Annotated in this window: 8 protein-coding genes; all 8 read right to left on the bottom strand. The window is 43.7% G+C overall.

What is annotated here, in order from left to right; genetic code table 11:
- Positions 1 to 165 precede the first annotated feature (165 nt).
- A complete protein-coding gene (locus NG22_RS09275) occupies positions 166 to 1,602 on the bottom strand; it encodes an IS66 family transposase (RefSeq protein WP_053405139.1) in 1,437 nt (478 codons plus the stop codon).
- 58 nt (positions 1,603 to 1,660) lie between these two features.
- Positions 1,661 to 2,005: an IS66 family insertion sequence element accessory protein TnpB gene (tnpB, locus tag NG22_RS09280; RefSeq protein WP_053405140.1), complete on the bottom strand. Its 345-nt coding sequence runs from the start codon at positions 2,003 to 2,005 to the stop codon at positions 1,661 to 1,663.
- The gene (locus NG22_RS09285) at positions 1,993 to 2,313 is read right to left on the bottom strand and encodes a hypothetical protein (protein WP_053405141.1); all 321 of its coding nucleotides are present in this window, start codon (positions 2,311 to 2,313) and stop codon (positions 1,993 to 1,995) included. Before NG22_RS09285 ends, tnpB begins: the two co-directional genes overlap by 13 nt.
- Positions 2,314 to 2,592: 279 nt before the next feature.
- Positions 2,593 to 3,531, bottom strand: a complete 939-nt coding sequence (locus NG22_RS09290) for a GDP-L-fucose synthase (RefSeq protein ID WP_053405496.1) — start codon at positions 3,529 to 3,531, stop codon at positions 2,593 to 2,595.
- Positions 3,524 to 4,633 (bottom strand): GDP-mannose 4,6-dehydratase, encoded by a 1,110-nt coding sequence (gene gmd / locus NG22_RS09295; RefSeq protein WP_053405497.1) that lies wholly within the window; start codon positions 4,631 to 4,633, stop codon positions 3,524 to 3,526. The genes NG22_RS09290 and gmd overlap by 8 nt, the downstream gene beginning before the upstream one ends.
- Before the next feature lie 164 nt (positions 4,634 to 4,797).
- Complete coding sequence (locus NG22_RS09300) at positions 4,798 to 6,414, bottom strand: IS5 family transposase (RefSeq protein ID WP_053405498.1); 1,617 nt, start codon at positions 6,412 to 6,414, stop codon at positions 4,798 to 4,800.
- Between the two features lie 513 nt (positions 6,415 to 6,927).
- Complete coding sequence (locus NG22_RS09305) at positions 6,928 to 10,368, bottom strand: DEAD/DEAH box helicase (RefSeq protein ID WP_053405499.1); 3,441 nt, start codon at positions 10,366 to 10,368, stop codon at positions 6,928 to 6,930.
- A gap of 2,448 nt (positions 10,369 to 12,816) precedes the next feature.
- Entirely contained in the window at positions 12,817 to 12,996 is a 180-nt protein-coding gene (locus tag NG22_RS17800; protein WP_157600972.1) for a hypothetical protein, read from the bottom strand.
- Positions 12,997 to 13,069 lie beyond the last annotated feature (73 nt).

Raw genomic sequence — 13,069 nt, forward strand, 5'->3', positions numbered from 1 at the left:
CCATGACCCGTAGGGACGCATCGCATACATCCCGGTGGGGACGCATCGCATGCGTCCCGGCGGGAATGGTATCGCATGCATCCCGGTGAGAAATGGTATTGCAGACGTCCCGGCGGGAAATGGTATCGCAGAGTAAACCTTCAGCCAACCACACTTGCAAAAAAATCAAAGCCATTGAGGGTTGGCGGCCAAATTTTCATTTAGCGGGAGGAGCTCTCTGATTTTAGAAATAGAATGGTTATTAATTCTTCGAAGCACATCCTCCAGCCATTTGGATGGATTTATTCCATTAGCTTTACAGGTGCCGAAGAAGGAATAATACATCGCAATATTTTGGGCAGCAGCATGTGAGCCCGCAAAAAGAAAGTTCTTTTTTCCGAGGGCTAAAGGTCTGATCAGGTTTTCAATCAGGTTATTGTCCGGATGTAATTGGGGATCTTGTGTAAAGGTGATCAATCGATCCCAGAGGTTAAGCATATAGTTAATCGCCTTTCCGATGAGCGATCTTGGAAGCGCATCTTTCTGTTCTTTAAGTGCCCAACTTTTGAGTTCCTCCAAAATCTTTATGCTATCAGATTTTCTCATTTTCAGGATTTGTTCCGGGGAAAACTGCTCCTCTTTAGCTTTGGCCTCCAGGGCATAAAGCCTCCCTATTAAATCCAGTGCAATTTGCGCTTTCTTCCTGTGGTTTTTGAGTGCGGCGTCAAACTTTCTCCGGACATGTGCCCAGCAAGCCAGCAAGTTGATATTCGGAATTTGACCAAACTGATCATAGGCGGCGTAACCATCGGTTTGCAGGAAATCAGGCAGCTTTTTTAATAAATCTTTTGGGATTTGCTTCCCTCTCCCTTTGGCATAATCAAAAATGACCAAACCGCTTTCGGGGACATGCCTGACCCACATATATCCCCGGTGAGAGGAACCAGGTTTTTCGCCATCAAGTACCTGAATGGGTGATTCATCCATTTGTAAGTATCCCGCCTCTAGGGCCATTTTCACGGCCTCTTCAAAAAGTGGTAGCATTAAACGGCTCACATTGTTGAACCAGTTAATCACGGTACTCGGTGCAAGGGATTCACCGGTTTCACGAGCTAAAATTTTAATCTGTCTGTCCCAAGGAAGGTGGTCGTCAAATTTGCCAATAAGCAAATAAGCAATTAATGACGCATCTGCACCACTCTTAGGCAAAACAATATCCGGAGGAAAATCAGCGATAACGATATCGCCGTTTGGCAGCTTGTATTTATAACGGATGATCTGTCTGACCACCATCCGTTCGGGATAAATCTTCCTATATTCGGAAACCTCTGTGCCTAAAAAATGAGCTCCCGGGATCTCCAGCTTACAATGTTCAACCTCACGCTCCAAATGGTCGCTAATCGGCTTTCTTACCGGTGGGATAGAACCTTCTTTTGGAGCTTTTCTGGCAGGCTTTTCGATATCAGAATCTTTGGGCGATTTTTTTCGTTTTTCGGACTTACCTGTCTTTAGTAATTTCAGGACGGCATCCAATTGTTGTTGCAGAGAATTAACCTGTTCTTTCAATGAAAGAATTTCATCATCCTTCTCTTTAATAACTGATTCAAAATGCTGCTCTGACATACCTAAAGATACGAAAAAACCGCCTTAAAACATAAATTAAGGCGGTTTTTGATGTCTATCAGGCATATCTTTTTCTCTGAATTCTTTGCTCCAAACTTATCCCACAGAGCATCATTTCCAAGGTGTGTTTCGGGATTGGAATGGATTTATCTCCAGCTTTATGACTCGGAATTTCAAACGTCCCTTTTTCCAACCTTTTATAGTAAATGGCAAACCCTCCAGCTTCCCATTGCAATAACTTGATTTTATTTCTCGCCTTATTAATGAAAATAAATATCTCTCCATTGGTGGGGTCTCTTTCCAGTTCATTTTCCACCAGGCCACTCAGGCCATCAAAACCTTTTCTCATATCTACAGCCTCCGCATAGAAATTGAGTTTATCGTTAGGACCTACGCTAAGCATGTGGAAAGAATTAATTCAATAACATGTGACGGTGCGGAGACCGGAATTTCTATAGCATTACCAGTCTTCAGCCTGAATACTATCACTGCTGAAGCATGGGCTGCTTCTTCTAAAATCATATCGGTTTTGATCTCTACAAAACGCGGTTCTGGTGTTTTTTCAACATCCTGCTCTTTCCTCCAGGCAGCTAACCACCCTCTGAAGGACCCTGAAGGGATCCCATTTTTCCTACAGTAATCTGCCTGACTCAATCCACTCATCTCCCACTTTTTGATATGAGCCTCTTTAACGGCCTTTGTTTTCCTCATTTTTTTTAGAGCAAAGGTATGTGATGGGGAGGTTGGAGGAAACAGTGGTTAGCTGAAGGCTTACATCGCAGACGTCCCGGCGGGAAATGGTATCGCATGTAACAATGCATGTGACCCGGAACGGCGCACGGCCTGAACTACGTGGGACTATGCATGACCAGGAATGACGCGTGATCCGTAGCGATATGCAACCCGTAACGGCGTGATCCGTAGCGACGCATGCGATGCGTCGCTACGGCAAAAAAAATGGCCGTCGGGATAATCCGGACGGCCATTTTTTTATGCTTTGACGGGGGGATTTTTGACAAAATCCTGATAAACCGCTGCGATGCCTTCGGGCAATTCGATTTTATGTTTAAAACCGGTGCCGTGTAATTTACTGACATCCATTAATTTTCTTGGGGTACCGTCCGGTTTGCTGGTATCAAATACCAACTCTCCTTCGAAGCCCACTGTCTCTTTGACCAATAAGGCCAAATCCTTAATGGAAATATCTTCTCCTGTTCCGATGTTGATCAATTCCGGTTCAGAATAATGATCCATCAGATACACACAAGCTTCTGCTAAATCATCCGCATGCAAGAATTCCCGCTTTGGAGAACCTGTTCCCCAAATCTCCACAGAGGCTTTTCCTTCTGCTTTGGCTTCGTGAAACTTACGAATCAAAGCCGGCAAAACGTGGGAATTCTGCAGATCATAGTTATCATTCGGGCCATAAAGGTTGGTCGGCATTACCGAAATGAAATCACAACCATATTGCGCGCGATAAGCCTCACACATTTTGATGCCCGCAATTTTGGCAATGGCATAGGGTTCGTTGGTAGGCTCTAAAGTTCCGGTCAACAAAGCATCTTCCCGCATCGGCTGTGCTGCAAATTTAGGATAGATACAAGAACTACCCAGGAACATCAACTTCTGCACGCCATTCACATAGGACTGATGAATCACATTGTTCTGAATCATCATATTGTCGTAAATGAATTCCGCACGGTAGGTATTATTGGCCACAATTCCCCCTACCTTCGCCGCTGCCAAAAACACGTAATCCGGCTTTTCTTCAGCGAAAAATTCGGCTACCGCCACACCATCGCGCAAATCCAATTCCGCGGAGGTACGGGTAATGATATGCTTAAAGCCTTTGGCCTGCAGGTTACGCACAATGGCAGAACCCACCATTCCGCGGTGACCCGCCACATAGATTTTTGCTTCCTTATTCATATTGGCTGTATACTTTATGACCGCCGTCCATCAAAAACTTATCACGCTTGAAAAGTTCCATATCGGAAGTCACCATGTCTTTTACCAGAGCCGGTAAATCATATTCCAACTCCCAACCTAATTTTTCCTTTGCTTTGGTCGGATCACCAATCAATAGTTCTACCTCCGTAGGGCGGAAATATTTAGGATCTACCTTCACCACTACCTGTCCGATTGGTAATTGGTACTCCCCATTACAAGCAACCACGGTTCCGATCTCGTCTACGCCTTCGCCGGTGAATTCTACTTCAACCCCTAACTCCGCAAAAGACATCTTTACAAAATCACGCACCGTAGTGGTAATACCCGTCGCAACTACAAAATCATCAGCCTGTTCCTGCTGCAACATCAACCACATGGCCTTGACATAATCCTTGGCATGCCCCCAGTCACGTTTGGCGTCCAGGTTGCCCAAATAAATGGTCTCTTCCAAGCCCAAAGCAATCTTACATGCACCACGCGTAATCTTACGGGTGACGAAAGTCTCCCCACGCAATGGAGATTCGTGGTTGAACAAGATGCCGTTACAAGCATACATATCATAAGCCTCACGGTAATTTACCGTAATCCAATAACCGTACATTTTAGCCACCGCATAGGGAGAGCGCGGGTAGAATGGCGTAGTTTCACGTTGTGGCACTTCCTGCACCAAACCGTAAAGCTCCGAAGTAGAAGCCTGATAGAATTTGGTTTTCTTTTCCAAACCCAACAAACGGATCGCCTCCAAAATTCGAACAGTGCCAATACCATCCGCATTGGCGGTGTATTCCGGTGTATCAAAAGAAACCTTCACATGGGACATGGCCCCCAAATTATAGATCTCATCCGGCTGCACCTCCTGAATGATACGGGTCAGGTTCATGGAATCCGTTAAATCTCCATAATGCAATTTGAAACGAACCTCCTTTTCATGTGGGTCCTGATACAAATGATCGATACGATCCGTATTGAATAAGGAACTACGACGTTTGATACCATGTACCTCATAGCCCTTTTCCAATAATAATTCCGCTAAATATGCTCCATCCTGACCGGTGATGCCGGTGATCAAAGCCTTTTTCATCTATAATCTAGTTTAAGGTTAATTTGCTTAAAAATATAATGCGAATTCAAATATCTCACTCCCTTCTTATTTATCAAACCATAGGTCAAAAAAATCATGTAATTTTACATGAAATTAATGCGTAAGTTTATTTTTTGGAGGGAGTTTTTTCTTAATAAAAGGTCTTAGGCGCCGCGGGGCCTATCGCAGTTAACTGTAAAGTATTCATTGCGAAGACCTAAGACCAGTATTGGAAAGGAACCGCGAATTACGCTAATTAGGGTCTGCTTAAAAAAGGTCTCTTTATTTCCCTTGAAATTTGGTTGACCAATTCCAGCTTCGATTATTGATGTAACTAATGCCCATAAATCATATTTATAAATATTAAAAAACAGGTCAAAAAAGATTCCTTTCATGAATCTTTCAAGGTTAGCAATAAAGAAGATGGCACCAATCCAAGAATTTGTGGTGTCTGATCTTCGTGCCTTAATATTATTCAATCCATACCCTCTTTTAGTTTGTCCAAATTTTCCTTCTACATGACTCCTCAATTTTTGATGGATAACCTTATTCTCTTCTCGCTCTTTAATTTTTTCAGGATCTTTAGGAGGAGCTCCAAGAGGTGAGCCGACGAAAGTTATATCATTTTGATCATAAACTTCTCTAGCATTTCGATTTCCATAAATTTTGTCTCCAACAATTCCATTTAGCTTAGTGTGAGGGTGCCGTAGTTTATGTGCTTCAATATGCTTTTTGACAATCTCCTCTTCCCCTTCATAGTATGCTTCAAAATCATGATGGTCAATATAAGAATAGCCTTGGTCAATGGATATTGATATTTTAGCTCCAAATTCAACATTCGCTCCGGACTTCCCTCTTATGATGGGGCGAATATGCGGTTGATATAAGTTTACAATACGGAAACCAACCGTATTTTTCTTCTCTTCAATCATTTCCATTTGTTGGCGATACACTTCTTGAATAACATACAATAGCTTCAAAAAACGCTTATTCAAAGGAATACCTACCTTAATTTGGTCTAATAGACGATGAATATGCCCTATATTTCGATGAAGATACTGTAGTTGTTTTCGATTTGCAGCCCTCCAAAAATCGGCACCTTTCTTCTTTTTTCTTGTCAACGCTAGAAATTCTTTTTGGGCTTTTTGTCGATAGCTTCTAGGTTTCTTAGAATCTGTTTTAACAAATTCCCATAATATATCGATGATTTTTTCTGATTCAATGCGAGCCTTATTGATCAAATCCAGGTCGGTCGGATAAGGAATTTCTTGCACCGCTACAGTAGCGTCAACTGATATCGAGTTTTCAATTTCAGGCTTATTAGAATTTGTATCACTTTCTACACCTTTTTCATCACGAAGTTCGCTTTGCTCATCAATACTAACGTCATGACTCTGGAGTAAGTGACTTAAATCATTAAAGTCTTTTATGGTCAAACGCTTTCTAATTGTCGGAAATAATGAAGAATCGAATACCTGATCATGTTGAAATTTATGCAATCCAACAAAGTATTGTAGATATGGACTTTCTTTGATTTGTTCAATTGTTTCTCTATCAGACAACTTATATTTGTGTTTGATAATCAAGGCTCCAATCACTAAACGCGCTGGTTTAGGTCTAGCTCCTTTGTCGAAGGACATGTTCCGTTCATAGATCCTTTTTAATTGACTCCAAGGAATTTCTTTGGCCATAATAATCCATCTGTTATTGGGATTAAGGCCACCCAAATACGGGTCCATAAAATCAGAAATCTCAAGTTGATCAGGGGAATGCTTAATCATGGTGCAAGCTAAAAAAGTATGAAAGGAGCCCTGGGGCTATTTAAAGGACAATTTACGAAATTTCCCCTTGCACTAAAAGAGATTTAATGTGATTTAATGAGTTGATTTTCAGTCGTTTTTAGATAATTCGCGCTATTTCAGCAGACCCTAATTAACACGAATTAATATGGGAGGTAGTCTGAGGAGCAACAAATTCCCCTGGTCTTCGTTTTACAGCGAGCCGTGCGAGCATCACTAAGACCTCGAACCGATTCTATTCCAAGAAGGTCTTAGTCGCCGCGGGGCCTATCGCAGTAAACCGTAAAGTTTGCATTGCGAAGACTAAGACCAGAGTCCTGCCTGTACCAATAAATTCCCCTGGTCTTAGTGTTACAGCGAGCCGTGCGAGCATCACTAAGACCTCTAAACCGATTTTATTCCAAGAAGGTCTTAGTCGCCGCGGAGCCTTTCGCAGTAAACCGTAGAGTATGCATTGCGAAGACTAAGACCAGTATTTGGACTAAGACCAATATTTTATTGAAACAACTGCTCAATCTGCTGCTTATCCAGTTTCTTGACAAATCCGGTTTCTACCGATACCACGTCATCAGCCACCGCGCTTTTGGTTTCCTGAATCTCCAAAATCTTCTCTTCAATGGAATCTTTACAAATGAAGCGATAGGCGAAAACGTTTTTATCCTGCCCTATGCGGTGAGTACGGTCTATGGCCTGCTGTTCTACCGCCGGATTCCACCAGGGGTCGATCAGGAATACATAGCTGGCTTCTGTTAAATTAAGTCCAAAGCCACCGGCTTTTAAGCTAATTAGAAAGGCCATACAATCCTCATCGGATTTGAAATCCTCCACCAGTTTTTGTCGGTCTTTACTTGCCCCGGTCAGCATTTGCGTTTTAATGCTTAAATCTGTCTTCAGGCGATCATTGACCATCTCCAGCATTTCCACAAAAAAGGAGAAAATCAATACTTTGTGCCCTTCATTGATGATTTCAGAAATTTGCTCCAGCAGCATCTCCATCTTCACGCTCTCTTTGCCATAGTCACCATCCGAAAGCAAGGCCGGAGAATTGCAAATCTGTCGCAATTTCAACAATCCCTGAACGATTTTGATGCCCGCCTTTGCCTTTCCTTCCGTCTCAATCGTCTCCAGGATATCCGTTCTCCATTTATCCTTATGATAATCATAAACCTTACGCTGCTCGGCACCCATTTCGCAATACACCACGGTTTCGGATTTTGCCGGTAAGTCAGTCGCTACATCTGCTTTTTTCCTTCTCAGCATAAATGGACCAACGATTTTCCGAAGATTTTCTGCCGCCTCCTGATCACGATCCACATCAATCTTTCGCGCATATTCATTACGAAAATGCTCCAGGCTCCCCAGCATACCTGGATTCAGGAAGTCCATTTGCGAATACAAGTCCAGCGTATTGTTTTCCACCGGCGTACCCGTCATCACCAGACGATGGCTGGACTTCAACAACTTCATGGCCTTGGCCGTCTGAGTGGTGGGATTCTTGATGGCCTGCGACTCATCCAGTATGACATAAAAAAATCGCTGACTTTTCAGAAATTCAATATCCTGCCGTACGGTGGCATAGGTGGCCAGCACCAATTGATATTGCTTCATTTCCTTTTGAAGCGGCTTACGATCCGCCACTGCATAATTCAATACCTTCATCTCTGGGCAGAATTTCTCCACCTCTTTCTGCCAGTTAAATATGAGGGAGCGCGGCACAATGATCAAACTGGTACTTTTTGCCTTGTGTACAGAGGCCAAAAGGGACAACACCTGCACCGTCTTTCCCAAACCCATATCATCTGCCAGGCAGCCTCCCCAGCCAATCTCATGCAAAAATCGCATCCAACGCAGCCCCTCTTTTTGATAAGGGCGCAAATCCGCTTTCAGGCCTTTAATCTTTCTGGGCAAGGCCGGCATTTTTTCAAAATTGCGCAGCTTCTCTATCTTTTGACGGTATTCATCAAAGAAATCACTATTCTCCACCTCCTCATACAACTGATCAATCAGCGTAGGCTGAAACTGACTGATCCGCACATTATCCTTGGAAATTTTCCCGGAGAGCAACAGCTTTTTATATTTCTCCAGCCACTCCTGTGGCAGCACCCCTTTTTCCCCATTGGAAAGCTTCACAAAATCTTCATTTTTCTGTAAAGCCTTGCGGATATCGGAGAGCTTCACCTTCTCCTCCCCAAAACTCACCTCCATCTTTAGGTCAAACCAGTCTTTGGATTGCCCGGCAGACATCCAGACCTTTGGGCGATGCATGGAATATTTAAAGCCTTTCAACTTCTCCTGCCCCAACACTTCAATACCCGCTTCCTGCCATTGGGCATGCGCATCCAGGAACCACATATTGCTCATGGCTTGCTCAAAAGACAAATAAAAAACATCTGCCTGTTGTTTTTCAAAATGTGGGTGTGTCGCCTGGATCTCTTCCCAAAAGAGTTTTTCTCCCTCCTCATCTCGCCTGACAAAAATCCCCTGCCCATCCTTTCTTCGCTTCACCGCCTCGTTCGAAAGCTCTCCACATTTATATTCTTTCAGCTGCCCGTCCACACTATACAGCACCGCCGGCTCAAATATCAAATGGTCCTCATACTCCAAAATATACAGGCGCTTGCCTGCCAATTTAAGCGTTTCCGCTTCCTGTGCTACAAAAACCTCCTCTTCCAAATGATTCTCCAGACGAAATTCCGCCTGAATTCGGGGTAATAGATCCTGCTTTAATTTTTCAAAAACCTCCGGATAACATTTTATCCCTTCAGGATTATGAAAACTTAATACCAAATCAAAAAGTCTTTTCTCCACTGGCACTAAGATGTCCCCGCATCGGGCAAAACCATAAGTAAAAAAAAGTAAATCCTTCCCAAAATAAGGAACACCCTCTACCACTACCACCGGATACAGCACAATAAACTCCCCTTCCTTTTCCAGGCGGAAAAACGAATCCTCTATATTCCCATAGCTTACGCTTTGCAGTTTTGTCTTCGCTATCTTTCCATAGCTAGGCGAACCGGAGGCCAAAAAAGCAGGATATTTAATTATTTCCTCCCAATGGGCCATAATCTCGGTTTTCGCAAAATTTAGCCTGGTACCCTCCTTCATCGGCATTTCCAACAACTCCTCCTTCAGTCGTAAACAGAAAGAGGATAACATTAATTCCGCCGGCCGGGTCAGTTCCTTAAAAAAATGGGGGGTGTATTGATCATCAAAAGTAAGGAATGGGGTCCCTAAGGTGCCGTTTTTTAAAACCTTGCCTGACAGACCAAATAATAAAGGAATCCGCCAGTCATCTCGGGAATAATTGGCCCAAACCATCGCAAATCCTCTCTCTCCTTGCTGTTCCAGGCTTTTTTTTGCCCTTAAATAATCTGTTGGCGCCTGCTGAATACGGTATCCTTGCTTCCAGGACTCCTGCTTATCCGTGGCATTGAGTAATAATCGCTGATCTTTGGGAATCAAAGCAAGCTCCCCATAGTGCATCTTGACCTCAAAGTCATCCTCATAGGTACGGCCGGCAGGATATTCCGCCCTATCCAGAATCTGTTCTATTTTTTCCTCATTTCGCAAATTTTCAATCTTCGCCCAGTCGAACATATGCTCAAAAATATCACCATAGTAATCATAACTTTCCAACACCGACTTCATGGCCACATAAATATGTTCACAACCATTAGGCGTCGCACCACAACTACATTTTACCGCCACTTTTCCCTCCCGCGGTAGTGCATTAAAATTCAACTGGTATTTACCGGCTGTTTTATGTTCCCGTAGGACAAACACGACTTTCTGATCATCAACCTCACTATTCAAACACAGAAAGCGCTCCTGAATCCCCTCATACCCAAAGTGGAGCCGGTATTCATAGTTGAATTGCCTTTGAGGCAAATCCAATGAAATATAGTACTGATCTGTTTCTTTATTATATTCAAACATTTTGCTATTTCATTTGCGAAACTACCAACACGAAATTTAAAACATTTTCATTTATTCACCGGCATTTTTGACGGAAAGTCCTGTGAAAAACAGAAAAGCAGCGAACTGGAAATAAAAACAAACTTTTCTGCTGAAGGAGAGGCGCTATTTTCTGTGAAATTGGACTTAGTCGCTACGGAGGCGAAAGGAACCGCGAATTACACTAATTAACACAAATTAATATTGGAAGTAGGCTGAAGAGTGAAAAGTGCCCTGGTCTTCGTGTTACGGCGAGCCGGGCGAGCATCACTAAGACCTCTTAACCGATTTTTTTCTTGATGAAAGGTCTTAGTCGCCGCGGGGCCTATCGCAATAAACCGTAAAGTTTGCATTGCGAAGACTAAGAACAGAATCCTGCCTATGCAAATAAATTTCTCTGGCCTTCGTGTTACAGCGAGCAGTGTGGGCATCACTAAGACCTCTAAACCGATTTTTTTTTAATGAAAGGTCTTAGTCGCCGCGGGGCCTATCGAAGTTAACCGGACCGTTTGCATTGCGAAGACTAAGACCAGTATCGCGCCTATGCCAATAAATTTCCCTGGTCTTAGTGTTACGGCGAGCCGTGCGAGCAGCACTAAGACCTCGAACCGATTTTTTTTCTTAATAAAAGGTCTTAGGCGCCGCGGGGCCTATTTCTGTAAACCGGATAATATGCATTGCGAAGACTAAGACCAGTATTGGGATAAAGACCAGTTTCGCGCCTATGCCAATAAACTTCCCTGGTCTTTGTGTTACAGCGAACCGTGCGAGCATCACTAAGACCCTAGCACCGATTTTATTCTTTACCAAAAAGGTCTTAATCGCCGCGGGGCCTATCGCAGTAAATCGAATTGTATGCATTGCGAAGACTAAGACTAGTATTGTGATTAAGACCGGTTTCGCGCCTTTGTCAATAAATTTCCCTGGGCTTCGTGTTACAGCGAGCCGTGCGAGCATCACTAAGACCCTAGCACCGATTTTATTCTTTACCAAAAAGGTCTTAATCGCCGCGGGGCCTATCGCAATAAACCGTAGAGTATGCATTGCGAAGACTAAGACCAGTATTGTGATTAAGACCAGTTTCGCGCCTATGCCAACAAATTTCCCTGGTCTTCGTGTTACAGCGAGCCGTGCGAGCATCACTAAGACCTCTTAACCGAGTTTTTTTCCTAAACGGTCTAGTCGCCGCGGGGCCTATCGCAGTAAACCGTAGAGTATGCATTGTGAAGACTAAGACCAGTTTCGTCCGGTAGTCTGAAGAGCAACAAATTTCCCTGGTCTTTGTGTTACAGCGAGCCGTGCGAGCATCACTAAGACCTCTTAACCGATTTTGTTTCTTGATAAAAGGGTCTTAGTCGCCGCGGGGCCTATCGAAGTTAACCGGACCGTTTGCATTGCGAAGACTAAGACCAGTATCGCGCCTATGCCAATAAATTTCCCTGGTCTTAGTGTTACGGCGAGCCGTGCGAGCAGCACTAAGACCTCGAACCGATTTTTTTTCTTAATAAAAGGTCTTAGTCGCCGCGGAGCCTATCGCAGTTAACCGTAGAGTATGCATTGCGAAGACTAAGACCAGAGTACTGCCTATGCCAATAAATTTCTCTGGTCTTCGTGTTACAGTGAGCAGTGCGAGCATCACTAAGACCCCTAAACCGATTTTTTTTTAATGAAAGGTCTTAGTCGCCGCGGGGCCTATCGCAGTTAACCATAGAGTATGCTTTGCGAAGACTAAGACCAGTATTGGGCAATAAACCGTAGAGTTTACATTGCGCAGACAAAGACCAGTATTGTGGTTAAGACCAGTATCGCGCCTATGCCAACAAATTTCTCTGGTCTTCGTGTTACTGTGAACCGGGCGAGCATCACTAAGACCCCTTAACCGATTTTGTTTCTTGATAAAAGGTCTTAGTCGCCGCGGGGCCTATTGCTGTAAACCGGATAATATGCATTGCGAAGACTAAGACCAGTATTGGGATAAAGACCAGCTTCGCGCCTATGCCAATAAATTTCCCTGGTCTTCGTGTTACGGCGAGCCGTGCAAGCATCACTAAGACCTCTAAACCGATTTTGTTTCTTGATAAAAGGTCTTAGTCGCCGCGGGGACTATCGAAGTTAACCGTAGAGTATGCATTGCGAAGACTAAGACCAGTATTGTGATAAAGACCAGTTTAGCGCCTATGCCAATAAATTTCCCTGGTCTTCGTGTTACAGCGAGCTGTGCAAGCATTACAAAGACCTCTAAACCGATTTTTTTCTTGTTAAAAGGTCTTAGTCGCCGCGGTGCCTATCGCAGTTAACCGTATAGTGTGAATTGCGAAGACTAAGACCAGAGTCCTGCCTATGCCATTAAATTTCCCTGGTCTTAGTGTTACGGCGAGCAGTGCGAGCATCACTAAGACCTCTAAACCGATTTTTTTTTGATGAAAGGTCTTAGTCGCCGCGGGGACTATCGCAGTAAACCGTATAGTGTGCATTGCGAAGACTAAGACCAGTATTGGCCAATAGCGTTACCCCCAAAAATATTCCCTCACCCACGAATTTATTCGTGGGATTCCAACAATCCTCCGCCCTAAAACCAAAGGCCCCAAAACCAAAAAAGGACTTAGCCATCGCAATACCTCAACTATTCATACAAACAGTCTGCATTGCGAGGACTAAGCCCTTTCAATTATCACATTTCCTA

The organism is Persicobacter sp. CCB-QB2 (genome assembly GCF_001274635.1).
GTDB lineage: Bacteria > Bacteroidota > Bacteroidia > Cytophagales > Cyclobacteriaceae > Persicobacter > Persicobacter diffluens.

Excerpts from the sequence above, each read along its gene's own strand:
- NG22_RS09305 (WP_053405499.1), bottom strand. The coding sequence starts at position 10,368 with ATGTTTGAATATAATAAAGAAACAGATCAGTACTATATTTCATTGGAT.
- tnpB (WP_053405140.1), bottom strand. The coding sequence starts at position 2,005 with ATGCTTAGCGTAGGTCCTAACGATAAACTCAATTTCTATGCGGAGGCT.
- NG22_RS09300 (WP_053405498.1), bottom strand. The coding sequence starts at position 6,414 with ATGATTAAGCATTCCCCTGATCAACTTGAGATTTCTGATTTTATGGAC.
- NG22_RS09285 (WP_053405141.1), bottom strand. The coding sequence starts at position 2,313 with ATGAGGAAAACAAAGGCCGTTAAAGAGGCTCATATCAAAAAGTGGGAG.
- NG22_RS17800 (WP_157600972.1), bottom strand. The coding sequence starts at position 12,996 with ATGGCTAAGTCCTTTTTTGGTTTTGGGGCCTTTGGTTTTAGGGCGGAG.
- NG22_RS09275 (WP_053405139.1), bottom strand. The coding sequence starts at position 1,602 with ATGTCAGAGCAGCATTTTGAATCAGTTATTAAAGAGAAGGATGATGAA.
- NG22_RS09290 (WP_053405496.1), bottom strand. The coding sequence starts at position 3,531 with ATGAATAAGGAAGCAAAAATCTATGTGGCGGGTCACCGCGGAATGGTG.
- gmd (WP_053405497.1), bottom strand. The coding sequence starts at position 4,633 with ATGAAAAAGGCTTTGATCACCGGCATCACCGGTCAGGATGGAGCATAT.